This window comes from Jiangella ureilytica, from assembly GCF_004348545.1.
In the GTDB taxonomy this organism is placed as follows: domain Bacteria; phylum Actinomycetota; class Actinomycetes; order Jiangellales; family Jiangellaceae; genus Jiangella; species Jiangella ureilytica.
Genome location: NZ_SMKL01000031.1, coordinates 30,820 through 57,163, shown reverse-complemented (window position 1 = coordinate 57,163; position 26,344 = coordinate 30,820). Strand labels below are relative to the sequence as shown.

Annotated in this window: 19 protein-coding genes; 9 read left to right on the top strand and 10 right to left on the bottom strand. The window is 68.5% G+C overall.

Translation table 11 applies throughout. The annotated features are described in order from the left end of the window. Window positions 1-523: 523 nt before the first annotated feature. Complete coding sequence (locus E1212_RS15285) at window positions 524-1,783, bottom strand: cytochrome P450 (RefSeq protein WP_131983917.1); 1,260 nt, start codon at window positions 1,781-1,783, stop codon at window positions 524-526. Between the two features lie 132 nt (window positions 1,784-1,915). Then, complete coding sequence (locus E1212_RS15280; RefSeq protein ID WP_131983915.1) at window positions 1,916-2,938, bottom strand: Ppx/GppA family phosphatase; 1,023 nt, start codon at window positions 2,936-2,938, stop codon at window positions 1,916-1,918. A gap of 239 nt (window positions 2,939-3,177) precedes the next feature. Here E1212_RS15280 and E1212_RS15275 point away from each other — a divergent pair, with 239 nt between their 5' ends. Both E1212_RS15275 and E1212_RS15270 read left to right on the top strand, forming a co-directional pair. Further along, the gene (locus E1212_RS15275) at window positions 3,178-3,978 is read left to right on the top strand and encodes an MBL fold metallo-hydrolase (protein ID WP_131983913.1); all 801 of its coding nucleotides are present in this window, start codon (window positions 3,178-3,180) and stop codon (window positions 3,976-3,978) included. A 79-nt stretch (window positions 3,979-4,057) separates the two neighbouring features. Then, window positions 4,058-4,270 (top strand): hypothetical protein, encoded by a 213-nt coding sequence (locus E1212_RS15270; RefSeq protein ID WP_131983911.1) that lies wholly within the window; start codon window positions 4,058-4,060, stop codon window positions 4,268-4,270. A 42-nt stretch (window positions 4,271-4,312) separates the two neighbouring features. On the opposite strand, the gene E1212_RS15265 is transcribed toward E1212_RS15270, so the two are convergent. After that, entirely contained in the window at window positions 4,313-5,302 is a 990-nt protein-coding gene (locus E1212_RS15265; RefSeq protein ID WP_131983909.1) for an NAD-dependent epimerase/dehydratase family protein, read from the bottom strand. Window positions 5,303-5,410: 108 nt separating this feature from the next. Here E1212_RS15265 and E1212_RS15260 point away from each other — a divergent pair, with 108 nt between their 5' ends. Both E1212_RS15260 and E1212_RS15255 read left to right on the top strand, forming a co-directional pair. Then, a complete protein-coding gene (locus E1212_RS15260; protein ID WP_131983907.1) occupies window positions 5,411-5,857 on the top strand; it encodes a MarR family winged helix-turn-helix transcriptional regulator in 447 nt (148 codons plus the stop codon). A 249-nt stretch (window positions 5,858-6,106) separates the two neighbouring features. Continuing rightward, entirely contained in the window at window positions 6,107-7,078 is a 972-nt protein-coding gene (locus E1212_RS15255; protein WP_238992354.1) for a LacI family DNA-binding transcriptional regulator, read from the top strand. A 113-nt stretch (window positions 7,079-7,191) separates the two neighbouring features. Here the strand turns inward: E1212_RS15255 and E1212_RS15250 are convergent, their stop codons facing one another. The 6 genes from E1212_RS15250 to E1212_RS15225 form a co-directional block, all read right to left on the bottom strand. Then, window positions 7,192-9,057 carry an alpha/beta hydrolase family protein gene (locus tag E1212_RS15250; protein ID WP_131983903.1) on the bottom strand — a complete coding sequence of 622 codons (1,866 nt, stop codon included), beginning with the start codon at window positions 9,055-9,057 and terminating at the stop codon, window positions 7,192-7,194. A gap of 176 nt (window positions 9,058-9,233) precedes the next feature. Continuing rightward, window positions 9,234-10,154: a dihydrodipicolinate synthase family protein gene (locus tag E1212_RS15245; protein ID WP_131983901.1), complete on the bottom strand. Its 921-nt coding sequence runs from the start codon at window positions 10,152-10,154 to the stop codon at window positions 9,234-9,236. Next, entirely contained in the window at window positions 10,151-11,959 is a 1,809-nt protein-coding gene (locus E1212_RS15240; RefSeq protein ID WP_131983899.1) for an IlvD/Edd family dehydratase, read from the bottom strand. Before E1212_RS15240 ends, E1212_RS15245 begins: the two co-directional genes overlap by 4 nt. A gap of 60 nt (window positions 11,960-12,019) precedes the next feature. Further along, on the bottom strand, window positions 12,020-12,844 hold the full coding sequence (locus E1212_RS15235; RefSeq protein ID WP_162605485.1) for a carbohydrate ABC transporter permease: 825 nt from the start codon (window positions 12,842-12,844) through the stop codon (window positions 12,020-12,022). A 40-nt stretch (window positions 12,845-12,884) separates the two neighbouring features. Next, window positions 12,885-13,844, bottom strand: coding sequence for a carbohydrate ABC transporter permease (locus E1212_RS15230; protein WP_162605484.1), 960 nt, complete (start codon window positions 13,842-13,844; stop codon window positions 12,885-12,887). A 76-nt stretch (window positions 13,845-13,920) separates the two neighbouring features. Further along, window positions 13,921-15,231: an ABC transporter substrate-binding protein gene (locus E1212_RS15225; RefSeq protein WP_131983894.1), complete on the bottom strand. Its 1,311-nt coding sequence runs from the start codon at window positions 15,229-15,231 to the stop codon at window positions 13,921-13,923. Window positions 15,232-15,322: 91 nt separating this feature from the next. On the opposite strand from E1212_RS15225, the gene E1212_RS15220 reads away from it, so the two are divergent. After that, the gene (locus E1212_RS15220) at window positions 15,323-15,526 is read left to right on the top strand and encodes a hypothetical protein (protein WP_131983892.1); all 204 of its coding nucleotides are present in this window, start codon (window positions 15,323-15,325) and stop codon (window positions 15,524-15,526) included. A gap of 5 nt (window positions 15,527-15,531) precedes the next feature. Here E1212_RS15220 and E1212_RS29465 read toward each other — a convergent pair whose 3' ends face one another. After that, window positions 15,532-15,702 (bottom strand): hypothetical protein, encoded by a 171-nt coding sequence (locus E1212_RS29465; RefSeq protein ID WP_162605483.1) that lies wholly within the window; start codon window positions 15,700-15,702, stop codon window positions 15,532-15,534. Window positions 15,703-16,101: 399 nt separating this feature from the next. Between E1212_RS29465 and E1212_RS15215 the strand changes: the two genes are divergently transcribed. The 4 genes from E1212_RS15215 (at window position 16,102) to E1212_RS15200 (ending at window position 26,271) form a co-directional block, all read left to right on the top strand. Further along, complete coding sequence (locus E1212_RS15215; protein WP_131983890.1) at window positions 16,102-18,519, top strand: glycosyl hydrolase 53 family protein; 2,418 nt, start codon at window positions 16,102-16,104, stop codon at window positions 18,517-18,519. Between the two features lie 227 nt (window positions 18,520-18,746). Beyond that, on the top strand, window positions 18,747-21,260 hold the full coding sequence (locus tag E1212_RS15210; protein WP_131983888.1) for a glycoside hydrolase family 2 TIM barrel-domain containing protein: 2,514 nt from the start codon (window positions 18,747-18,749) through the stop codon (window positions 21,258-21,260). Between the two features lie 311 nt (window positions 21,261-21,571). Continuing rightward, a complete protein-coding gene (locus tag E1212_RS15205; RefSeq protein WP_131983886.1) occupies window positions 21,572-22,318 on the top strand; it encodes an IclR family transcriptional regulator in 747 nt (248 codons plus the stop codon). A 254-nt stretch (window positions 22,319-22,572) separates the two neighbouring features. Next, window positions 22,573-26,271: a LamG-like jellyroll fold domain-containing protein gene (locus tag E1212_RS15200; RefSeq protein ID WP_131983884.1), complete on the top strand. Its 3,699-nt coding sequence runs from the start codon at window positions 22,573-22,575 to the stop codon at window positions 26,269-26,271. Window positions 26,272-26,344 lie beyond the last annotated feature (73 nt).

Below are 26,344 nucleotides of genomic sequence, written 5' to 3'. Positions count from 1 at the left end.
GGCGTGCCCGAAGCCCTTTGCGGGTATGGGCGCCCGGACTGACCCGAGTTCGAAACCACGTGCCGGGTTCGTCGCTCCATCTTGGGTGAGCCGCACCGCCTGGGGGCGCGGCTCACCCGAGCCCGGGCCGTGCGGGCTCGTTCGCCGCCCGCCGGCGCCGAACGACAGCGGATCATCGACGAGATCACGGTGCGCAACCTCGGCCTCGCCGAGGCGCTGGCCTGCTGGTCGGTGCGGCGCACGGCGGCGAGCGCGAACCCGCCGTCGATGGCACCCGGTCCGCGACGATCGGAGTGCGGGTTGGCGACAGCCGCCGCCGCGCCACACGCTCACCGTGGCCTTGTGTCGTCAATGGGCGCGCCGCCGGCAGACGGACGAGCCGGCTTGCGACGTCGCACTGGGCCCCAGAATGGTTCAGCGCCGAGAAGCTGTGACTCAGCGGTCGAAGCCGAACGAGCCGTCTCCGCCTCGTCTGCTGCAGCGACCGCCCGGCGGCGCCGAGACCACGAAGAGCAGGTTGACGCTACGCGATCTCGTGCCCAGATCGTGAGGGCTCCGTCTCGCTCGGTCTCTGGTCGCTGCTGGGCGGCACCGTCATGACGACACGACTTCGCGGCAGGGTCGGCATCCGCGACAGGTCGACTCGGAAGTCCTGCGGTGGCAATGTGTACGGCGTCTCGGCGAGGGCACGAGTGGCGACCTCGATCATGGTGAGCGTGACGTCCTCACCGGGGCACCGGTGGCCGGTCCTGACGTCGCCGCCGCCCTGGGGGACGAGGGTGTCCGGATCGACGGGGCCGCTGAGAAACCGGTTCGGGTCGAAGCGTTCCGGCTCGGGCCAGTGGGTGGGATCGTGGTCGGTGCCGTGCACGTCCAGCACTACCAGTCCGCCGGCTGGCACCCGTACACCGAGAACGTCCTGTTCGTCCCGGGCGCGTGCGGCAAGGACCGGGACGAACGGGTACAGCCGGCGTACCTCTTGCGCGAACGCACGGCAGGCGGCCGAGTCGCCGGAGGCGACTCGGCGGCGCCATTCCGGCTGCTGGTGCAGAGCGATTCCCGCATACGTCACGAACCACGCGACCGCCACCGTCGGGCGCACCACGTTGAGTAGCGCCACGGCGGCACGTGTCTCGGATAACAGGCTGCCGTCCAGGTCGCGTGCGCGAGCGGCAACGTCCAGAGCGGTCCCGGGCCGAGGCTGGATCTGGTTGCGCCGCACCTTGCGCACGAGGCCGGCAGCCCAGCGATTCAGCCGCCACCGCGCCAGAGCGGCCCGCGCGTAGGGAGCGCCGGGGGTGGCGAAGCCGTCCAGCACGGCGGCGAGGCGCCGACCCGTCACGTCGGCCCGCGGGTCCGGTATCCCGGCCCAGGACAGGACCGACGCAGTGAGCACCCGCACTGCCTCGTCGAACAACACCACGGGCCGGTCTGCTGTCCAGCTCGACGCCGCCGCGGACCACTCGGCCTGCGCGCGCCTGCTGAGGTCGTCCACGGCAGCGGGGGTGAGAACATTCAGGTACATCGCCTTGTCGTGACGGTGCTCGGCATCGTCCAGGCCGTGGATCGATCCCCGGCCGAAAAGGACCAGCTTGACCGGCAACGGCAACGCTCCCCGCCTCCGCAGACTCGGGTCGTAGAAGCGACGCACGCCCTCCGGCCCGCCGACCAGCGCAGCCCGGCGCCCCAGCAGCCGTATCGGCACAGCCGGCCGGTCGCCGCGCAGCCGCCCTGCCCACGTATAGCCCTCGCGAAGCAGACCGGGCGCATCATCGATCCTCATGGCCTCGACGTACCCCGGGCCGCCCTCGCACACACCAGAGCACGCCGGACTCCGGTCGCCATGCCGTGCGCCTTTGGCGGGGAGATCCGGCAGGTCGACGATGCGCCGCAGCAGCGCGGCCGCGCGACGGCGTCAGCCGACCGGGTGCAGCGGCGTCACGCTGGAGTCCGATGCGGGCCGATGCCTGTCCAGGTGCCGGACGGGTTGGAGCGGCACCTCGGCCGTGCGGTCGGTGATCGCCTCGAGGTGGCTGAGCACGATCCCCTCGCGCAGCGCCCACGGGCAGATCTCCGCACGCCGCACGTTGAGCGCCGCCATGGTCGTGTCCGCGACGACGGCCCCGGCGAGCAGCTGCCCGGCGCGCGCCGCCGACACCCCGCGCAGGGCGGCCCGTTCCGCGGCCGGCATCTCCGCCAGCCGGGGCAACCAGCGGCGCACGTCGCGGCGGGCCAGGTCGCGGCGGACGAACGGGCCCTTGCGCTGCCGCGCGGCACCAGCCAGGCGGGCCAGCTGCTTGAACGTCTTCGACGTGGCGATGACCCGGCCCGGCTGGCCCTCCCAGCGCAGCCGGTCGGAGACCTCGCCGATGGTGTCGCGCACATGGCGCCGCAGCGCCCGCAGCTGGTCGCGGCTCGGCGGGTCGTCGGGCAGCAGCTCCCGCGTCAGCCGGCGAGCGCCCAGCGGCAGCGAGATGGCGAGGTCCGGTTCGGCGTCGCGGCCCAGTGCGATCTCCATCGTCCCGCCGCCGATGTCCAGGAGCAGCAGCCGGCCCGCTGACCAGCCGTACCAGCGGTGTACCGCCTGGTAGGTCAGCCGGGCCTCCTGCTCGCCGGTCAGGAACTGCGGCCGAACCCCGGCCCGTTCCTCGATCCGGTCGATCACCTCGTCGCGGTTCGCCGCGTCACGGACCACCGACGTCACGTACGGATAGAGATAGTCGACCCGCTGCTCGGCGGCCTCGCGGACAGCCGCGGCCACCGCATCGGCGACCCGTGCGACCCCTTCCGGGCCGATGGCGCCGTCGTCGTCGACGACCTCGCACAGCAGCGTAGGCAGCTTCACCGCGTGTGCGGGCAGCGGCGGCGCCCCGGAGGTCGCCTCGACCACCTGAAGTTGAGCCGAGTTGGATCCGATGTCGAGTACTCCCAGGCGCATGCCTGCCCATACCCAGCGATCCGGCACGCACGCATGAGCCGTTCCGGCCGGGGCACCGCACGAGCGATGCTGTCCTGGTCGGTCGCGATCACGACGGCGTCCGTGTCCCCGGCCCGCCGCTCGACACGACCCGTGTGTCGACCGGCCGCGACTCCACGCCCGAGACGGCTCATCCGACCTGCGTGTGGGCAGCCGGTAGGGGTATGGCGTGGGACACCGCCCAGGACGAGAGGCGTCCCATGCCACTCTCGATGACGTTCGTCGGCACGGCCACCATGGTGCTGCGACTCGGGGACTTCACCGTGCTCACGGATCCGAACTTCCTGCACCGCGGTCAACGGGTCCACCTCGGGTACGGCCTCTTCTCGAAACGCCGCACCGAGCCGGCCATGCAGCCCGACGACCTTCCCCCGCTCACGGCCGTGCTCCTCTCCCACCTGCATGGGGACCACTTCGATCGGGTCGCTCGGTCCCGGCTGCCGCACGAGCTGCCGATCGTCACGACGCCGCACGCCGCAGGACGGCTGCGGCGATGGGGTTTCGAGGACTCCGTCGCGCTGGAGACGTGGACCAGCCACGAGTTCACCGGCGACGACCAGACGTTGCGGATCACCTCGGTTCCCGGCACCCACGGCCCCGGCCTGGTCGGCCGGCTCCTGCCTCCGGTGATGGGCAGCATCGTGGAGGTCGAGCGGGCCGGCACCACCCTCAGCCGCTTCTACATCACCGGAGACACGCTCTACCGCCCGACCTTGCGCGAGATCACCGAGCGGTTCCCGGCGCTGGACGCCATGGTGATCCACCTGGGCGGGACCCGCGCCCTCGGCGTTCTCGTCACCATGGACCATCGGCAGGGCGCCGACCTCGTGGAGCTCATCGCGCCGCCGATCACCATCCCGATCCACTACAACGACTACACCGTCTTCCGCTCACCCCTGGCCGACTTCATCGCCGAGGTGCGCCGGCGCCGCCTGCCGGGCCAGCTCCGCACCGTCCAGCGCGGCCAGACGATCCGCCTGCCCAGCCGAGAACGGCGTTAGCCGGTTCGGACGGGTTTCGTCTCGCGGCGATCGGGCACCGGCCCGTGGACGATGTCGCAGCATCACCGGAGGAGCCGTGATGACCTGGTCCCCTGGCGCCCAACTCGACCACGTCGACCGGATCCTGAACCGGCTGACCGAGTACCGTCACCGCTGCGAAGATCCTGCCGAGATCGTCCGCACGACCGAGTCGATCGATCACTGGCTCGATCAACGACTCGTCATCGCGCGCCGCATCCAGCGCGACCGCGCGGTGTCGGCCGAGGCCGGTCGGGGCGACGGAGCGTCCTGACCGCAGCGGACGAGGCTGCGGATCGGGCGACGAGCTGGCTCGCTATCGGGCCATCTCGAGCATGCCGGCCGCGAGGCCGACTCGTGGTGTGTAGCCGAGGTCGGCGCGGGCGGCGCTGATGTCGTAGGAGCGGTCGCGACCCATGATGGTGATGAGCCAGTTGGTGAGCGGTGGTGCGGTGCGCCTGCGGAGCAGGCGGGCGGCGCCGTCCATGACGGCCGCGATCGGCGCGGCGAGAGCCAGCGGGACACTGCGGCTGCGGGAGACGTCGACACCCTGGGTGCCCAGCAGCGGGGTGAAGAAGTCGCGGATCGGCATCGGATGGCCGTCAGTCACGTAGTAGACCGCGCCATCGCGCCCGCGGGTGAGGGACAGCACGACGGCGGCGGCGAGGTTGTCGACGTGGACGTAGTCCATGACGTGGCGGCCACCGTCGATCCACATCCACTGCCCCTTGGTGGCGGCCTCGGCCGCGTCGGCGATGGTGGTGATCCCCGGGCCCCAGATGAACGGCGGGCGCAGGATCACCAGGCTCATCCCTGGCGTCACGGCGCTGCGCAACGCGTTCTCGGTGGCCAGCTTGACCCGGCTGTAGGCGATGTTCGGCGTGCCGGTGTCGGTGTTCTCGTCCACCACGGCGGCGCGTTGGCCACCCAACGAGACGCTGGCGGCGCTGATGAGCACGAACCGCGACACCTCTGCGTGCGCGGCGGCGGCATGCAGGGCGACGGTCGGCTCGTAGTTGTCAGCACGGAATCGTGCGTCGGGACCCCAGAACTCCATGCGGGCCGCGGCATGCACGACCACCTCGACCTCGTGGAGGTGATCCGACCATGCCGGGCGAACCGCTGGACCATTCCGGCCGGACAATTCGGCCAGGTCGCCGCGCACCGGCTGGGCACCGGCGTCGGTGACCTTCTGCGCACTGGCGGCGGAGCGGGCCAGGGCCAGGACGGTGTGGCCCTCCGCGCGCAACTGACGGATCAGGTGCTGGCCCACGAAGCCACTTCCGCCGGTCAGGAAGATTCGCATGGGAGACTCCTCTCCATTGATGACGATGCATCGACGTAGATGTATCGATATCAATAGATTGGCATCGATGCATACTAGTGTCAAGACGAGCACCGAAGGAGCGTCGCGATGGCAGATCGACCCGGCAGTGGCAACACGGGCCCCTCGGCCGTCGAGCTCGCCGACACGTTCGGCCGCGTGGCAAAGATCCTTGGCCGCGCGTTCGACGAACGACTCGGCGAGGTCGGCGTGTCCTTCCCGCGGGCGCGCGTGCTGGTAGAGGTCGCCCGGCTGGGCCCCATCCGCGTCACCGATGTCGCCGCTGCCGTCGGCATCGCGCAAGGGACGGCCTCGTCACTGCTCGAGGCACTGGTCCGCGACGAACTCGTGGCACGCACCGAAGACCCCGCCGATCGGCGCGTGACCAAGATGATCGCCACTCCTGCAGGCGTTCAGCAAGCGGAAACGTGGCTGCGTGCCTACGCGGCCGCCGCCGAGGAGCTGTTCTCCCCGCTACCGCGATCCCGCTGGCCCGAACTCATCGACATCATGTCGATCCTCGGCAGCCACGAATGAGAGCCGGCCGTGTGCTCCGTCACCACCGGGGGCATTCAGCTAGTCTCGCGCGCCACCGGCGTCCCTTCCGTCTGGACATCGCGTCACGCTCGGCGTAGACCGCCCGGCATGGCGCTTTCGCCGGGACACCCCGTGTGCCCCGATGTGGCGGCCCGGCGCAAGGCCAGGGACTCCGCTACGGACGTGCTCAGCGAATATCCTAGGGACGTGAATCCACCTGGCAGACCGCGCCGACCCACGATTCGTGATGTGGCTGCCGCCTCCGGAGTTTCCAGAGGTACGGTGTCGCGCGTTCTCAACGGCGGCCATTGGGTGAGTGCCGACGCCTTGGCTGCTGTCCAGGAGGCGATCCAGCGCACTGGATACCAGGTCAATCACCACGCCAGAAGTCTGGCGACGCGCCGGTCGAACTCGGTGGCTTTCCTATTGGCCGAGAAACAGCATTTGCTGTTCGACGACCCCAACATCGCCGTTCTCCTCCGCGGCGCCGCCGCCGCTCTCGGCGACAGGGACATGTCGTTGATCCTGATGACCGCCGGGACCGACGCGGACCGCAAGCGCGCGACCGATTTCATCATGGCCGGTCACGTCGACGGAGTCCTGCTGATCTCGAACCACTCCGGCAGCCCGTTGCTCGATCCGCTCCTCGATGCGCGGATCCCCACCGTGAGCTGTGGCCGCCCGATCGGGTTCGAGGACGACCTCGCCTACGTCTCCGCCGACGACCGGGGCGGCGCGAGGCAGATGACGTCCCACCTCGCCGAGTCCGGCCGCCGGCACATCGCAACCATCGCCGGACCGCTCGACACGTCGGGCGGCCGGGAACGCCTGGCCGGCTACCGCGAGGCGATGGGAGAGGAATACGACGAAAGCCTCGTGGCGCACGGCGACTACAGTCGCGCCAGCGGCTACGCAGGCATGCAGGAGCTGCTGCAGCGGTGTGAACGCATCGACGCGGTCTTCGCAGCGAACGACCGCATGGCGGCCGGAGCCATGGCCGCGCTACGAGAGGCCGGGTTGCGCGTGCCCACCGACATCGCGGTCGGCGGATTCGACGACACCGACCTGGCAGCCTCCCTCGAGCCGTCGCTCACCACCGTCCGGCTGCCGTTCGAGCAGATGAGCGTTGAGCTCGTACGTCTCCTGGTGGAGGTGATCGACGGCAAGGACGGCGCCGCAACCATCCTTCCGACGACCCTCGTCCAACGCGAGTCGACGTGATCGAACGGCGTTGGCGCGACGACCACGCGCCTTCGCCGCCACGAGCTGTCAAGGACGGGTGAGGTGCGCCGACGCCTCGGCGCACCTCACCCGTCACCGCTACGGACGTGCGGTCAGCTCAGCGACCGGCGTAGCTCCGTCACGGCAGCGGCCAGCGCGACGGCCCCCGCTCGATCGGCCGCGCGCGCGGCGTTCCGAAGCTGAACGAGAGCGGCGTGGTGCCGCGGACCGTCGAGGAACTCCTCGGCTCGATCGATCGCTTCCGCGAGTTCGATGGCCAGTTCGCCCGTGAGCAGGCCATCGCGAACGGCCCGGTCGTAGTGCCATCGCACCCTCTCGAAACTCGGGACGAAGAGCAGCTCCCCTGTCGCGGTGTCGCGCCGATAGTCGTCGAAGAAGTCCCAGATCTCGGGAGCGGACAGAGGGTAGTTCACGTGCGCGAGGTCGTTGACCGCTGCCAACTTGATGACCACCCCGCGGTCGTTGGAGAGGGTGCCGAGGTGCGCGTCCTTCGCACCGATCGTGTCCCACCCCTGATCGTCCAGTGCGATGCCATAGAAGGGGTTGGTCGAGAGATCGGGAGCTTGCGGCACGTCCACTCCGTTGAGTGCCCCGTAGGCCCGCACCGCCGAATAGACGCTTCGCGAGCTGGCTGAGACCGGCAGCTGCCCGATGGTGTCGTTCACGCCCTGGAGCATGTAGAACGGCACTTCGTGCCTGGGCGCCGCGATCGCGCGGGCCTGAGCGATCTGTGCGTCGCCGCCTCCGAACGGGGCTCCCAGGCCCGCCACGGCGGCGAAGAGATCGCGCTTCGCGAGCGGCCAGGATTGAGCCTGGCTGGCACCGAGCGAGAAACCGTAGGCGTAGACGCGCCCGGTGTCGATCTGCGGGTACTTCACCGCGAGATGCTGGACGAGCCGTTCGGTCGAGTCCGCATCGAAGTTCAGGAAGCCGAATCGGCTGCCCTGGTTCTCGGCGGAGACCATGATCGCGCCGACCTCGGCAACCTGTTCGATCCAGCCTCCCCGCTCGGCGATGTGCTGGGGCATGTCGGTCGTACCGTGCAGGAGCACGATCAACGGCAAGGTGCCCGCAGGTGCTTCGGCGGCCGAATCGGGAATGTACTCCTGCCACATGTACTCACCGCCACTCGACCCCAGCGAGTCGGTCACCGGTGTCTGCCGGACACCCAGATCGTCGAGTCGATAGGAGAACAGCGTGAATCCCTCGCGCGTGACGTAAGGGTCGACCCGCCCCGGATTGTTGGCATCAAGATAGATGCGATAGTTGTGGCTCAGGAGATGGTCCCATGCGGCCGAAAACGCCTCAGCCAAGCTCTGGCCGCCGTCTTGTGAGGCGACAACCCGCACAAGAGGGTCGTCCGGATTCTCATGAACGGTGATCCCGTCCTGAGTGCTCACCCGGACGGCTTCGTTCGCCGACACATACCGTTCCGCCGCGGTCGCGTCGCCGTGAATATAGGCGGGGATCGGCGCATGCGGCGTGACGGTCGAACTCATGGTCCCGCCGTAGGTGAAGATGCCGGCGATCGACCACGAGTTCTGCGAGATGACGTTGTTGACGAAGGTGGCGCCCTCGCCGATTCCGATCACCTTCATGTTGGTGTGCTGCCACGTGGCCTGCCGCGGCAGCTCGCTGAGCAGCGAGAAGTAGGACGCCAGGTCCGTCTCGGGGTCGTAGCTGACGCCGTTCGCCGGATTGATGACCCACGCTCGCGTCGCGTACTCGGTCAGATGCGTCGCGAGCCCGAGCTCATCGATGAGGTCGGCCGCTTCCGCCGCGTCGACGGCCTTGTCGGGATAGACCAGATAGCGCGGCGCGATGGTGGGCTCACGCTTGGTGAAGTCGTACGCTTCTCGTTCGTCGAAGAGCCAGACCTCCGTTCCGATACCGGGAACGGCGACTGGCTCGAGCTCCGACGCCGCCGCCGACGCCTGCGCGGCCACCGCAGTGGACACCAGGGCGAAGGCGGCGACCGCCGCAGCCCAGCGAGTGGTTCTGCGTCTCAGTGCCGGCCTCTCGTTCACAAGACTCTCCCGTCTCCTCGTCGAGCCGATCAACGTGACACTCCGCTGCGCATGACGCAGCCGGACTGCAGAAGCAGCCAAGACCAGAGCCGACCTACGGCATGAGCTCAGCCGGCGGGACTCCCAAGGGCGGCCAGTGACTCTGCGGCACGCAAATGACGGGCCAGCAACTCCACGGCCGGTGCATCCAGCGGCCGAGATCCTGGTTCACGAACGAATGTGCTGGTGAGAACCCCGCGCATGCGCAGGACTTCCTTGCAGAACGCCGCACCGCCGTACTGGTCCTCCATCTCGACAAGCGGAAGCAGCAGCCGGTAGACATCCCCGGCCCGGTTGTGATCGCCGCTTTCGAGCGCGTCCCACAGCGCGACGTGCAGGTCGGTGAACTCGCAGCCGGGCATGGTGCCGCAGACGCCACGCTGGTACTCGTCGAGGAGATAGCGTGCGCCTTTGCCGCCCATGATCCCGCGAACGCCCCCTGCCGATGCGCCGAGAACCGCCGTGATGGTCTGGCTGGACTGGCTGGATTCCTCCTTGATCCACGAGACCGCCTCGACGCGATCGGCCAGTTCGAGCAGTTGAGCCGGCGACAAGGGTGTCCCGGAGGGCCCGTCGGCGTTCTGCACGAACACCGGCAGCCCGCTGGCGGCGGCGATGGCCTCGAAGTATGCGATGAGCTCCGGCCACGAGCCGCGTTTGACATATGGCGGAACCGCGATGACGGCGTCCGCCCCCGCTTCGGCCGCATGCGCCGCAAAGATCGCAGCGCCGTGGGTGGAGGGCGCGGATACCCCGGCGATCACGGAGACACGCTTGGCCGTGGTCGCCGCGACGTACTCCACCACTTGACGTCTCTCGATGTCGGTGAGTGTGAAGAACTCGCTCACCACGACCGGTGTGACAACGCCATGCGCGCCGGCCTGGATGGTGAAGTCGACCACGCGTTCCAACGCCGGCAGGTCCAGGTGTCCGGTGTCGGTGAAGGGGGTGACGGGGATCGAGTAGACGCCGCGGAACGCGCTGGTCATGCGGTGGTCTCCGGTCGGCGGCCGACGAGGCCGGCATCGGTGCGCAGCAGTTCGTCCTCGTCCGGTGAGGCGTACGGATCGCCGCCGTGCGGTTCGGCACCACTGGCGCCGACCAGGAAGTCCAGGTCCGCGCCCTGATCCGCCTGAAGGACGTGGTCCTCGTACAGCTTGGCCCAGCCGCGCTCGAAGCGCCGGGGCCGCTCTGGCAACCCCTGCCGTCGCCGCTGCAGCTCGGCGTCGTCGACCTCCAGCACGAGGGTCCGGGCCGGTACGTCGAGTGCGATCACGTCTCCTGTCCGAACCAGTGCGAGGGGACCTCCGGCGGCGGCTTCGGGTGCCACGTGCAGGATGACGGTGCCGTAGGCGGTTCCGCTCATGCGCGCGTCCGAGATGCGGACCATGTCGTCCACACCCCGTTCGAGCAGCTTGCGCGGGATCGGAAGATTGGCCACCTCCGGCATGCCGGGGTATCCCTTCGGTCCGCAGTTGCGCACCACGAGCACGGTGTTCTCGTCAACGTCCAGGTCGGGATCGTGGATCTTCGCCTCGCACTCCTGGATGGTGTCGAAGACGAGGGCGCGGCCGCGGTGCCGCATGAGCCCGGGGCTCGCGGCGGCCTGCTTGATGACGGCACCGTCGGGTGCCAGGTTGCCGCGCAGCACCGCGGTGCCGGCGCCGATGCCCAGCGGCCGGTCGAGCGGCCGGATGACGTCGTCGTCGAAGCATTCTGCGGCTGCCACGTTCTCCGCGACGGTCGCGCCCGTGACGGTCAGCGCCTTGGTCTCCAGGTGATCGATCAGGCGCCGCATGAGAGCAGGCAGCCCGCCGGCGTGGTGGAAGTCCTCCATGTAGTGCTCGCCGGCCGGGCGGAGGTTGGCCAGCCACGGTACGTCGCGCATCCACAGGTCGAAGTCGTCCAGCTCCAGCGGCACACCCGCCCGGCCCGCGATGGCGAGCAGATGGAGGACCGCGTTCGTCGATCCGCTGAGCGCGGCGTTCACCTTGACGGCGTTCTCGAACGCGCCGCGGGTGAGGATCCGCGACATCCGCAGGTCTTCGTGCACCATCTCGACGATGCGTCGCCCGGCCCGGTGCGCGGCCTGCTTACGGGCCGCATCCGGGGCCGGGATGGACGACGTGCCGGGGAGTTGCATGCCGAGGGCCTCGGCGACGCTTGCCATGGTCGACGCGGTTCCCATCACCATGCAGTGGCCGGCGCTGCGCGCATAGCACCCCTCGGCGGCGAAGAACTCCTCCGGAGCCATGCGGCCGGCCCGCACCTCGTCTGCGAGCTTGCGGGCGTCGGTGCCCGTGCCGAGTGTCCGGCCGCGGAACCGGCTGGTCAGCATCGGCCCGCCCGTGAGCACCAGCGTCGGCAGGTCCACGCTCGCCGCACCCATGAGCTGGGCCGGCGTGGTCTTGTCGCAGCCGCCCAGGAGCACGACCCCGTCGACGGGATTCGCGCGCAGCGTCTCCTCGACATCCATGCTCATGAGGTTGCGGAACAGCATGGTGGTCGGAAGCATGTTGGCCTCGCCGAGGCTGATCGTGGGAAACACCACGGGCACGCCACCGGCTTCCCAGACTCCGCGCTTGACCGCCTCGGCGACCTCGCCGAGGTGGGCGTTGCACGGATTCAGGTCCGACTGGCTGTTGGCGATGCCGATCAGCGGCTTCCCGGACCGCAACAGGCCGTCGGGGAAGCCGAGGGCCTGCATGTGCCCGTTGCGGACCAGTGCCTGCTGGTTGTAGCCGCCGTAGTACCGGTTGCTGCGCAGGCGGCGGGACGTCCCTGCTGGTGTCACGTTGTCAGAACTCCTCGTCAGTGATGGGGCGCGGTACGACCGGGGCTGCGGCGGCGGCACTCACTTCACCGCACCACTCGTCAGGCCGCTGATGAGCAGGGGCTCGAGCAGGATGAACAAGACCACCATGGGTGCGATCGACAGCAGGCCGGCGGCCATGAGCGCTCCCCAGTCGGCGGTGTACTCGCCGACGAAACTCACCAGGCCCACCGTCACGGTGGTTCCCGCATCGCCCTGGATGAGGGTTCTGGCGAACGTGAAGTCGCCCCAGGCCAGGATCCCGGAGAAGATCGCCACCGCGCCGATCCCAGGTCTGGCCAGCGGCAGGACGATCGTCAGGAACGACCGCAGTCTCGAGCAGCCGTCGACCATGGCCGCCTCTTCCAACTCGACCGGGATGGAGTCGAAGAACGACTTCATCAGCCATGCCGCGAAGGGGACGATCACGACGGTGTTGGCGATCACGAGGCTGCGCAGTGTGTTGTTGAGCTCGACCTCGCTGAACATCATGAACAGCGGGATGACCAGAAGCGTGGTCGGTATGAGACGAACCGCGAACAAGCTGTAGCCGACCACCAGACCGATCTTCGAGGCCAGCCGCGACAGGCTGTAGCCGGCCATCGTCGCCAGCACCACCGAACACACCACCGTCCCGGCCGTCACGACGGCGGAGTTCGTCATCCAACGCCCGACCGGGCGGAGCTCGAAGACCCGCTGGAACGAGTCGAAGCTGATCGATGAGAGGTCCGGGATCAGCGGTGGTGACGGAGAGAGCAACTCTCTGGTCGGCAGCACCGCTGTGAGCGCCATCCAGTAGACGGGGAACAGCAGGACAACGATGATCGCGACGATCAGCCCGTAGCGGATGATCATGCCTCGGGTCATGCTACTCATCACCTCGGAAGCCGCACGCGGCGGCACATCGTCAGAAGAAGCGTCGGCGGACGACGGGGAACAAGGCCAGCAGCACGAGCCCTGCCAGCACCATCGTCACCACCCCGAGGGCGGACGCGTGGGGCAGGTCGAAGAACCGGAACGCCTGGTTGTAGATGGCCACCGCCAAGGTCTGGGTCGCGCCGTCGGGACCGCCGCGCGTGATGGCGTACACGAAGTCGAAGGTGGTGAAGGTCCACAGACCGGTCACGATCATGGCGAGCACGGCCGTGTTCTGCACCGCCGGCCAGGTCACGTGGCGGAACTGCAGGATCGCACCCGCGCCGTCCACCTTCGCCGCTTCGTACAGCTCGTCGGGCACGGACTGCAGAGACGCCAGAAGCATCAGCGTGCACAACGGGTATGCGCTCCACACCGTCGGCATCAGTACGCCGATCAACGCCGTCTGCGGATCGAAGAACCAGGCGACGTTCTGGTCGATGATGCCGACCATGCGCAAGATGTAGTTGATGACGCCGTAGGTGCCGTCGAGCATCCAGACGAAGGCGACGGTCGCGATCGCCCCGGGGATCGGCCAGGGAATCAGGATCAGGGTCCGAAGCCACCTGCGCCCCGGCAGCCGCCGGCGGATCAGCAGTGCCGTCACGAGCCCCACCAGAATGGCCGCGGTCACGGTGGCTGCCGTGTACATGGCCGAGATGCGCAGCGAGTGCCACGTGTCGGGGTCGGCGAGCACACTGTCGTAGTTGCCCAGGGTCAGGGGGAGATCGCCGACCTCGCTCATGATCATCGTCTTGCCGTCGCGCAGGCTCAGATTCACGATCATGTAGATCGGGAACGCGATGAACACCAGGGTCATCGCGAGCGAAGGCGCGAGCAGCATGTACGACAGCAGGTTGTTGCGCGTCGAGAGCGACGGGCGCCACGGCGACCGCCCCGGTCTCCCGGTGGGAGTGCCGGCCTTTCGGCGGTCATCGGTGACTACCGGCATGGACATTTCCTCCTCTGGCCGGCCGAACGGCCTGGTGGTCGAGGCGGTACTCGCCCCGACCACCAGGCCCCGGTTCTCACGGTTCGGTGACGGATGACAGCTGGGACTCCAGATCGGCCAGAACGGCCGCGGTCTCGTCGTCGGTCGTCAGCAACCGCATCATCGCGTCGATGATGTGCTGTTCGATCTCGCCGAAGTTGGCGCGGAAGTTGGCGCTGTCGGGGAACTCCGGCTGAGCGCTCGCGATGGTCTGCGCGACCACTTCGAGTTCGGGCCGCTCCTGCACCTGTTCGGATGTGATCGAACCCGTACGCCCCGGCGCCGCGTCGATGGAGCCGGCCCACATGCCCTGGAACTCCGGTTCGGCAGCGACCTGGATGAACTCCCAGACGAGGTCCTTGCGCTCCTCGCTGATTCCCTCCGGAATCGACAGCGATGTCCCGACCAGAGCGACCGTGTTCTCGAACGGCGGCGGCGCCGCCTTGAGCTTCGGCCGTACGTCGGCCGGCGACACCTCGTCGAGCGTGGAGATGACCCAGTTGCCGTCCTGCGACATGGCGATCCGGCCATCGCCGAGCAGCTGCCGGTAGCCTCCACCGTCGAGACCGGGGGGAGCCTGCTGTGCCAACCGGCGGTAGAGATCGACCGCCTCGACGGTCTCCGGGGCCGTGACACTCCACTCTCCATCGGTGATCCACTGACCTCCCATGCCGACGATGAAGGCCGTGGACTCGCCGAAGAGGTTGGAGTGCGTCGTGGTCGTCGCCCCCCAGGGCGAAACGCCCTCCCCCACGCTCCCTGCCAGCGCCTCGACGGCGTCGGCCAGCTCGGTCGGGGAGGTCGGGGGCGCATCCAGGCCCGCCGCGGCGAGGTATTCCTCGTTGTAGTAGAGCAGGCGGGTGAGGGCATGCATCGTCAGAGCCAGATGATCTCCGTCGACCACGCGCTCCTGCTGGAAGTCCTCCCACTCGTCCAGGAGGCCGCTCTCCTCCAGCCGGTCGTTCAACGGCTCGAGCTGACCCGTGCCGGCGAAGGCATAGAAGTGGTTGCCCGAAGCGATGATGTCCGGCGGGTCGCCCGCTGAGAGTTGGGTGACGATCTGGTTCTGGAAGTCCTCGTTGCTGACCGGGTACATGTTCACGGTGACGCCTTCATGGCGGCTCTCGAACTCTTCCACGATGGCACGCAGTGCCTCGCCGTGACCGGGCTCGTTCGCCTGCCACGTCGGAAAGTCGAGCACGATCGGGCCGTCCTCACCAGCGTCCTCCGCCGTGCCATCTCCGCCGCCACACGCGGCGAGAAGCACGACGGCGCCTGCAAGGGCCACAGCGCGCCGCGCGTGACCCCGGCGAACGGTGAAGCGGCCCGCCGACGATCGGTCATTCATCGGAGCACCTTCCTGTGATTGGTAGGTCTTCTGGCGACGCACCGATCGGCGTCACCGTCGTGCGGAGACATCGACCCACTGCCGTCGAGTCATGTCGCTGCGCGCCATCGATCGTCTGGAGGCCCGCAGGAACGTCGGGCCATTCCCCGACCGCGACGATGGTGGCCCGACGATGAGTGTCGGCACCCGCGAGTACCGCTGGAACACTATCCGGTTCAAGAGCGGACTTCGAGGCGACCCGGTTCTGGTGTTCGCGATCCCATTGGCATTTCCGACGTTCGACGAGTCGCAGTAGCGCATTCACGCCTGCTCGTCGGCGACGACGCAGATGTCGCGCGCCGAGATGCCGGGAGGCCGGAAGATCAATTCGCCGAATGGCTCGTGCCGTGAATCCAAAGGTGCGAGAGCAATCCGGACGACCGTCGCCGCGACGGTGGCAGCCCACGAGGCCGTGGTGGAATTGCGCCGCATCTGGCACCGCCCCACAACCTCCTTTGGTTGCCATTCCCCTCGCGGATCTTCCGAGCACACCGTGAGCCGCAGCTGCGGTAGCGTCTCAGGACTGTGACCGGTCCCAGTCTGGAGGCTAGCTTGCTGCGCGTCAAGCTCATCCGGGCCCAGAATCTGGCTTGATGGACGCCTCATGGGCCACGAGCCGCCCCTTGACATGCGATTTCCCCGTGAGCCAGACTCCCTGCACATAACGCAGAGCGACTGCACCATGTGCAGTACGCCTCGCCGAGAGCCTCCGAGGGGTGACCGCGAAAGGGGTTGAGGAGAGCCCGCCCATGTGCATTCAGGCCGCCGCGGGACGCGACGGTCAATCACCCATCTCCATCAGATCAATGACGACTCGAATTGGAGAGGCCAATGGCAAGGAATCGCCCGATCCGCACTATTGTGAGTGCGGCCGCCGCACTCGCCGTAGGAAGCGGCGCTACATTGCTCGGTGCTACTACGCCGGCAGCCGCACTCTTCGGTGACGTCGAGATCAAGCCGATCGAGAGCGACATCGCGGAAAGACCATGGGCGTCTGTCGAGGCCGGCAGCGGTGCCGATTCAAGCAGACTGGCGATCGACCAGGACACGGAGACTGCGTGGCTCGCCGCCGACCCCAGCGAGCAATGGCTCACGCTCGATCTCGGTGGAATCTACGACAACATCCGGAAAGTCGAAGTCGTGTTTCCGGACTCCGGCGCGGTATATCAGTACGTGGTCGAGGCCTCGGGCGAGGGCGACGCCTGGTCGGTGATCGCCGACCGGTCGGACAACGCCACCCCCGGCCGAGGTGCGGTCGAGCTGTTCACCCTTCCGGGCACTCGCTACATCCGCGTGACGATCACGGGGTCGTCGCCGGGGGCAACCGTCGGCGTGAGCGAGATCAGCGCCTACAACTACCTCCGCGACGACGTCGTGCTGGGTGCCGATCTGTCGTACATCGACGACTTCCAGAACCGCCAGTACTGGGTGCATCCGCTGAAGGAGGATCGCGGCGCCGGACCGTTCCTGCTGGACGTCGTCCAGGACCGGGGCATGGAGCTCGTACGCCTGCGGATCTTCAACGAGCCCCGCAGCGAATCGTCCGGCAACCCGGTCAACCCCCCGCGCCAGGGTCCGGAGCGCTCGCTCCAGTCGGCGAAATGGATCAAGGAGCGCGGGCTCGAACTGGCCATCGACTTCCACTACTCGGACTCGTGGGCCGACCCGGGCAAGCAGGCCAAGCCGCGGGCATGGGCCGAGCTCCCGTTCGACCAACTGGTGGACGCGGTCTACGACTACACCTACGACTACATCCGCCAGCTCGTCGACCAGGGCACGACGCCGGACAAGGTGGCGATCGGCAACGAGGTCAACAACGGCTTCATGTGGGGCAGCGAGGCCACCGGCATGACCACCGGCCCGGTGATCGGGACGGCGAACCCGGCCTACTTCCGCAACCTGGCCGGGATCTACCAGTCCCAGCCCGGCGGTGGTCTGCTGTGGCCGTACATGAACTCCGACGACCCGGTCGAGCAGCAGCTCTACTCGGAGGCCTTCGACCGCTTCGCCGAGCTGCAGGCCGCCGGTATTCGTGCCGTCCGGGACGCCTCTCCGTCGACGTTGGTCGAGATCCACTCGCTGACCGGCGGTGGCATCGGCCCGGTGCTCGGCCCGGGGGTGGGCAACCAGGAGATCAGCGGCATCGAGAAGGCGATGGAGATGTGGAGCCAGACGCTCCCGCGCCTCAGGGAGTTGCACGGTGTCTTCCCGGACATCATCGGCCAGTCCTACTACCCCGAGCACCACGGGACGATGGCACAGCTCGTGAACAACCTGCACACGATCGCCTCGGCATACCCCGAGGTCGGTCTCGTGGTCGCCGAGACGTCCTACCCGGCCTCGGGCGCCGGCGGCGCGCCGATGCCGAACGCGATCTACCCGCGGACGCTCCAGGGTCAGGCCGACGCCATCCAGCGTGTGTTCCAGGCCAACAACGACGTCATCAACAACCAGGGCCGGGGGGTCCTGACCTGGGAGCCGGCGAGCTGGCAGTCGATGTTCCGATCGGTGCCGGGCATGGCGAACACCTACGAGCCGCACAGCTCGATCGACATCTACAACAAGAGCCGCGCCACCCACGTCGTGGAGGACCGCATCTACCGAACCGTGCTGGCCGGCGGCGAGCCGGCGCTGCCCGAGACGGTGCAGGTGCTCACCACCGCTGACGGCTCGACGGCCTCGATCCCAGTCGACTGGGACGACGTGCCGGCCGACGCCACCGACACAGCCGGGCAGGTCGCGGTCACCGGCTCGACCGAGTTCGGCGAGGTCACCGCGCTCGTCGAGGTCATCGACGACTACGTGACCCCGGCGTGCGACGACACGGTGTCCGGGCGACACCTCGGTGCGCTGACCATCACCTCAGGTACCACCTGCATCGAGCGGGCGACGATCGCCGGGCCGGTCACCGTCCGGCCGGGAGCGTCGGTCGTCATCGACAAGGGCCAGATCACCGGCCCGGTGACCTCGCAGGGCGACGGGGTGGTCGTCGTCTGCGGCACCCGAGTGACCGGGCCGCTGACCGTCCAGGGAGCATCGTCGGTGACCCTGGGCAATCCCGCCGTCGACTGTGAACCGAACACGGTGATCGGGCCGGTCTCGGTCACCGGCGTATCGGGGTGGAACGTGATCGCGGGCAACCGGATCACAGGTCCACTGGCCTGTTCGGGCAACGACCCCGCGCCGGTCAACAACGGTTCGACCAACAACACGATGGGGCCGAAGAGCGGGCAGTGCGCCGGGCTCTAGTCCGGGGACGACGCCGATAGCTCCTTCGACCAGCACAGCGTTCCTGCGAAGTGCGCAGTTGGTGCCGAGGTCGAGCCGAGGTGACGCCGGCCGCCGAGCCGTGCCCGGCCGGCTGACGATCTCCGCCGCACCTCGGCTCCTCCTGCCGCTACCGCCGCGCGGCGTCGCCCACGCGCGCCGCCTCACGCACGTCAGCCAGACCGGCTCAAAGGGAAGGAAGTAGATCCATGACCGATCAGACAGTGGCCACCGGAGGCGCGACGCGGCGCCAGCTGCTCAGAGGAGGGGCGGGACTCGGCATGGGCCTTCTTGCGGCCGGTGTCATTCCCGAGATCACAGGCTCCTCGGTCGCACACGCGGCCGACGATGCGACGCAGGAAGGTCGCCACCGTGCCACCTTTGATTTCGGCTGGAGGTTCGTCCGCGGCGACCAGGACGGCGCCCAGGACCCCGCCTTCGACGATGCCGGCTGGCAGGACGTCGACCTGCCGCACGACTGGAGCATCGAAGGGCCGTTGAGCGCCGGCGAGCCGTCAGGAGGGCCGGGCGGATGGGTACCGACCGGCATCGGCTGGTACCGCAAGCGTTTCACCGTGCCGAGCGGGAGGGCCGGCCGCCGGTTCGTGATCGACTTCGACGGCGTCTACCAGAGAAGCACCGTCTGGATCAACGGACACGAACTGGGTCATCGCCCCTACGGCTACGTCCCGTTCGCTTACGACCTGACCCCGCATCTCATCGACGGCGACAATGTCATCGCCGTGCGAGTGGACAATTCCCGCCAGCCGAACAGCCGGTGGTACTCCGGCTCCGGGATCTACCGGCACACCTGGCTCACCGCGATGCACGACGTCCATGTCGGCCAGTGGGGCACCCAGGTGATCGTCGAGGAGGCCGCCGCAGAAGCGGCCACCCTGCAGATCAGGACCAGAGTGCAGAACGAGGGCACGCGCCCGCTCCAGGTCTTCCTGCAGACCGACCTGGTGGACGCGGAGGGACGCACGGTCGAGACGGTCGAGTCGTCCAAGACCATCCCGCACGGAAAGGAGCACACGTTCCGCCAGCAGATCGACGTCGACGACCCCGCGTTGTGGACGGTGGACGATCCGGTGATGCACACGATCAAGAGCACGGTCCGGACCCGGCCGGGCCCTGATGGCGAGGCGCTCGGCGTCGCAGACGTCTACCTCACCCCGATCGGCATCCGCACCGCCGTGCTCGACGCGGACCGGGGCCTGCTGATCAACGGCCAGCAGGTCAAGATGAACGGGGTCAACCTCCACCACGACGGCGGTCTGGTAGGTGCCGCGGTGCCCGAGGGCGTCTGGGTCCGCCGCTTGGGGCTGCTCAAGGAGATGGGTTGCAACGCGATCCGGACCGGCCACACACCGTTCGCCACCGAGGTCCTCGATCTCTTCGATCGGATGGGCTTCCTCGTGATGAACGAGGTGTTCGACGAGTGGAAGGCGCCCAAGCCGCAGGTGACGCCCAACGGCTACAGCGCCTACTTCGAGGAGTGGTTCGAGCGCGACGTGGTCAACGTCGTGCACCGCGACCGCAACCACCCGTCGGTGGTGATGTGGAGCGCGGGCAACGAGGTCGCCGACCAGTCTCCCGAGGGAGACCCGAACGGGCACGTCACACTGCGGCGGCTCAACGAGGTCTTCCACCGCGAGGACCCCACGAGGTTGGTGACGGTCGGGTGCGACCGGATGGGACACGAGCGACCCGGAGCCGCCACCACCGACGAGTTCATCGCCGAGATGGACATCGTGGGCTACAACTACTGCAACCGATGGCGCAACCGGGCCCACCTGTACATGGAGGTCGACCGCGAGAAGTGGGGCCACAAGCCCATGGTCGGGAGCGAGAGCTCGAGCATGACCACGAACCACAGTCTCGACGTCGAGAACCAGTACAAGTTCATCTCGACGCGTGACTACGCGTCCGGGGACTTCATGTGGACCGGTGTCGACTATCTGGGCGAGGCGTCCTCGCCCAACAGCCGGGGATTCGGCGGAGGCGTGCTGAACCTGTGCGGGTTCAAGAAGAACGGCTATCACTTCTACCAGAGCCAGTGGACCGAGGAGCCGATGGTCTACCTCTTCCCGCACTGGAACCAGAACGTCCCGGCGGGACGGCTCGTCTCCGTCCGGTGCTTCACCAACTGCGACTCGGTGGAGCTGTTCCTCAACGGCCGGTCGCTCGGAGTCAAGGGCTACTGGCACCCGGCGATCGGCATGATCGAGTCGTACGGCAACTACCCGCCCGAGCGGAACACGCCTCGCACGACCTCGGATCTCAGTCTCGTCTGGGACGTCCCGTACGAGCCGGGCACGCTCCGGGCCGTGGGACGCAAGCTCAACAACATCGCGGCGACGACCGAGCTCACGACGACCTCAACGCCTGCAGCCGTCAGGCTCACGGTGGATCGAGACGAGATCGCCGCCGACCGGCGCGATGTGGCGCATGTCGTCGCCGAGATCGTGGACGCCAATGGACTCGTGGTTCCCACCGCCAGCAACCGGGTCACCTGGTCGGTGAGCGGGCCGGTGACCTATCTGGGATCGGACAACGGCAACATGTCCGACCGGCAGGACTACCGGCTGGCCGAGCGGAACGCCTTCCAGGGCAGGCTGCTGGCGATCCTCAGGGCACAGGACGAGCCCGGCGAGGTCACGGTGAGTGTGACCGCGCCCGGGCTCGCGGGGGCAACCGCCCAGTTCCTGGTGGCCGGGTAACCGCCTGGATCGCCGGGTCGGCCGGATGATCGAGATGGGAGGGGCTCGACGCGAATCGGGAGCCCCTCCCATCGCCCGCGAACGCCACCAGAGGGCGGCCGGCGGGCCGGACGCGGTCGAGGTCGTGGGCCACGGTTCCTGCGCAATTCGCAGGACAACTGCGGTACGCGCAGCGGCGTAGAGTTGCACCAGTCATCGCCGACAGCTGCTCGTACCGCTGCATGATCTGCGCCATGCTGGAAGGAATCGTGTCCGATGGGTAGAGTCACGGCCCGCGCCAAGGTGAGCTCTCGCGCACAGGACGAACGTCGATGACGCAGTCGGTTCATCGCGCCGTGGAGACGCTGATGTTCGTCGCTGACCGGCCGCGGAGCGTCGGCGAGGTCGCCGACCAATTGGGGGTCCATTCGACCACCGCCTTGCGGATCCTCCACGCGCTGCACAGCTGGCGCTTGCTGGACCGTCGCCCCAACGGGACCTACCGTCTGGGCGCCGCAGTCATGGAGCTCGGACAGCGAGCGCTGGAGTCGATCGACATCCGCGACGTCGCATTGCCGTTCATGCGCGACCTGAACCAGGCCACTGGAGAGACCGTCCACTTGGCGATCCTGGAGAACAGCCATGTCGTCTTCATCGAGAAGATCGAGAGCCAGCACCCCGTGCGGATGTACTCCCGGATCGGCCTGATCGCGCCGTTGCACTGCACCGGCGTATCGAAGGCGATCCTGGCTCACTTGTCGACTGCCGAACGAGACGCACTGATCGACGCGGCAGACCTGACGGAGTACACGCAGCACACGCTCACCACGCCTGATGCCCTTCGAGCCGACCTGGAGCTGACGAGATACCGAGGTTTCGCGGTCGACGAGCAGGAGCACGAGCTGGGTATCCGATGCGTCGCGGCCCCGCTCATGCACGCCGATGGCCGGGTGGCCGGCTCGCTGAGCGTGTCGGCGCCCGGCGTGCGGGTCAGCAAGAGAAGGCTCATGGAGTTCGTCGCGCCTCTGCAACAGGCTGTCAAAGGCGCAGAGGCGGAGCTGGGTCGCCAGCCAGGTTAGACGCGGCGCCCGCAGCTGATCACGCCTCGGCTGAGGCCACACTCTTGACGCTCATCCTGTGAACGCTCACAATAAGTCGCCGTAGGCCGGGGCCCGGCCAATCCCACACATCTCGCGCGTCAGTCGTCCGGGCGCTACAGTGTCGAACCGGTTCGACACTGTGGCGGCTGAGTCGACAGCGAGGAGGACAACGCACCACGCATCGCAGGACCCATCGGCACCGCCACGCACCCGACGAATCAGGAGCAGCAACGATGGTGCTTACGAGAGCTACACGAACCCGCGCGGCCGCGCTGGCGGCCGTGATCGCCACGGTCGGCGCCGGCCTCGCGACAACCGCCGGCGCCTCGCCATCAGCCGCAGCCGATCCCTCGGCCCCCGGCGCGGGCACCGCGACCGTGGAGCTGCCGGCTCCACAGGCCCACTACCAGTTCGACGCCGACGATCTGACCAGCGGAGTCGTCTCTGACTCCAGCGGCAGCGGTCTCGACGCGGTCCTCGTCAACGGCGCCAGCGCCACGTTGGCCGAGGGCGCCGACGGCAGCGCGGCGATCGACCTCCCCGGCGGCGCGCCGACCTCGACCGGCGCCTACATCCGCCTCCCCCGCGAGATCCTGGCGGGGGCCACCGATCTCACCGTGTCGACGCGGATCCGCTGGGACGGCGCCACCGCGCCATGGCAGTGGATCTACGCCCTCGGGACGAACACCACCCGATACCTGTTCAGTACGCCGTACAACGGCGACGGCCGCCTGCGCACCGCGGTGACCACCGGCGGTGGCGGCGCGGAGGCGCAGGTCACCGGCTCGGCCGCGCTGCCGGCCACCACCTGGAAGACGCTGACCGTCACGCTCGACACGGCCGCGGACCGGGTGACCACGTACCTCGACGGTGTCGCGGTCGGCTCGGCGCGCACGACCATCGGCGCCGGTGACCTCCTGACGTCGAGCGCGACCGCGGCCGGCTTCATCGGCCGCTCGTTCTACCAGGATCCGCTCTTCGACGGCGCCGTCGACGACTTCCGCATCTACCGGGCGGCGCTGACGCCCGAGCAGGTCGCCGAGGACTTCGGCGGCACCCTGCCCACCCCGACCGGTATCGCGCAGGAATCGTTCGACCTGCGCACGACGATCGGCACCGCGCCGAACCTGCCGCAGACCGTCCCGGCCACGTTCACCGACGGCTACACCCGTGCCTTGCCGGTGACCTGGGATGACGTCGACCCCGACGACTACGCCCAGCGCGGCGCCTTCACCGTCAGTGGCACCGCCGGCACGTGGACGGTCACCGCCACCGTCACCGTCGTCCGCGAAGGCGAACTGGTCATCGACCTCGCCGAGGACACCGGCCCGTTCCACGGTGGCGCGTCGGGCAGTCTCTACGGGCTCTACGGCGAGGGCATCCCGAGCAACAACCTCATCGAGGGCATGAACCTGAGCACGGTCGCGACGAAGGGCCAGGACGGCGCCCAGCACCCGGGCTCCGACGCCCTCGAGGTGGTGAAACCGCTGGCGGACAGCACCGACGGTGACGTCTACGTGCGCACCACGGACTACTACCGCGGCTTCCCGTACCAGTGGCCGGGCAGCACCCCCCAGCAGAAGCTCGACGGCTACTGGCAAGTCATGGAACGGCAGCTCGACCAGATCGCGCAGCTCGACCCGGAGTACCGGGACAACCTGGTCATCGAGCCGTTCAACGAGCCCGAGGGCAACATGTTCGGCACCGGCCAGTGGAGCTACAACCGGGTGAGCTGGCGCACCGACCCGACCGCCTACTTCGCCGCATGGGACCACGCGTACGCGATGATCAGGGAGAAGCTGGGCCCGGACATGCGCATCTCCGGCCCGAACACCAGCGTGCTGTACGCCGAGGTGCGCGGCTTCCTCGAGCACGCCGTCGAGGCCGGCACGGTGCCGGACATCATCACCTGGCACGAGCTCAGCCACCCCGAGCAGATCCGCACCAGCGTGGCCCGTTATCGCCAGTGGGAGGCAGAGGTCTTCGCCGGCACGCCGTACGAGGGCACGAAGCTGCCGATCAACATCAACGAGTACGCGTTCAACTACCACACGTCGGTTCCGGGGCAGATGATCCAGTGGATCTCGGCTCTCGAGGACTCCAAGGTCAACGGGATGATCGCGTTCTGGAACATCAACGGGAACCTGTCCGACTCCGCGGTCCAGGCCAACCGGGCCAACGGCCAGTGGTGGTTGTTCAACGCGTACGCCGGCATGACCGGCAACACGGTCGAGGTGCGGCCTCCATTCCCGGGGCAGAATTACACCCTGCAAGGAGTGGCCACCCTCGACAAGGAGAAGTCGCAGGCCAGGGCACTGTTCGGCGGCTCGGACGGCAACGCGTTCGTCGAGTTCCAGAACGTGCCGGACGACCTCGGCGCCAGCGTGCACGCCTGGATCCGGGAGATCCCGTGGACCGGCCAGATCGGCGATTCCGCTCAGCCGAGGATCGTCGACGAGCGGGTCGTCGAGGTGAGCGACGACGGCACGGTCGCCTTCGACTTCGGCGGCGACCTGCCGGAGCTGGCGGGGTCGTCGGCGTACGAGATCGTGCTCACGCCCGCCGGCGACGGCACGCCCACCGCCGTCGCGCCGACCCTCTGGGAGCGGAGCTACGAGGCCGAGGACGCCGCGCACACCGGATCCGGCTACAGCCGCAACGGCCCGGAGGGGTCGCCGTCGGACGTGTCGAAGTTCTACACCTCCGGCGGGTACGACGTCGGTGGCCTGCGCACCGGCTCGAACGTGACGCTGGACTTCACCGTCGACGTCCCACAGGACGGCGTCTACGACCTCAGCGTCTTCGCCAACTCGCTGAACACCTTCGCCGCCGTGCAGGAGCAGGGCCCGACGAACGTGTTCCTGCGCGTCGACGGCGAAGCCGAGCAGGAGCTGTTCCTGCCGCTCGGCTACAAGTGGGTCGTCTGGGACCACACCGACACGACGGTCGAGCTGACGGCCGGCACGCACACCATCACGCTGGCCGCGCGGAGCCTCGACGGCACCCGCGCCACCAAGGGCGACGCGATCGTCGACCGCATCCACCTGTCGCTGGCCAACCCGGAGGCGACGAGCGACGCCTACGAGGCCGAGCTGGCCGAGCTGACGGGGGCCCGCGCCGTCTACGACGACCCCCGGCTGCAGCGGCGCGGCGCGTCCGGCGCCGGCGGAGCCGAGGTGCGCCCCGGTGAGACCGCGACGTTCTGGGTGTACTCGGCCGATGACGCCGAGGCCACGCTGCGGCTGCACGCGCTGGGCGGCGGCGTCGCCGACCTGGCCGTCAACGGCCGGGACGTGCTGCGGGTCGGCCCGGCGACGTCCGGGGTGGCGGTCTCGCTTTCCGGCGGGATCAACAAGGTCACCGTCTCCGGGGTCACCGGGGCCGCGCTCGTCGACCGGCTCGAGGTCGTGCAAGCGACCGGCACGCTCGCGGAGCAGGTCTACGAGGCCGAGGACGCCACCACGGCCGGAACCGCGGAAGTGGCGGAGCTCTCGCTGGCCAGCGGCGGCGCCGCCGTCACCGGCGTCGGCGGCGAGCCGGGCAACGGCAACACGCTGACGTTCGAGGTGACGGCGCCCGCCGCCGGCACGTACGCGATGCGGGTGCGCTACTCCAACCCCGAGCAGTCGCAGGCGTCGCACTACAACCCCAACCCGATGGCCCGTCGAGCGGACCTCACGGTCAACGGTGCCGAGGTGCCGAGCGTCCGCTTCCCCGGCAGCTTCCACGGCAACAACTTCTGGGAGCTGACGGTTCCGCTCGAGTTGCGGAAGGGACGCAACACCATCACGTTCGCATCGGAGGAGGCGCCGAACTTCGACGGCGTCACCTACAGCGAGGACCTGTGGCCCGGCATCCACCTGCGTGCGCAGTTCGCGCCGGTGATCGACAAGATCACCGTCGCACCGTACAGCGGATCAAGGCTGCGATGACATCGGCGAACTGACCCGGCTCCGGCGGCGCGCCGGCACCTCGAGCGCGCCGCCGGAGACCGACAATCGTCGA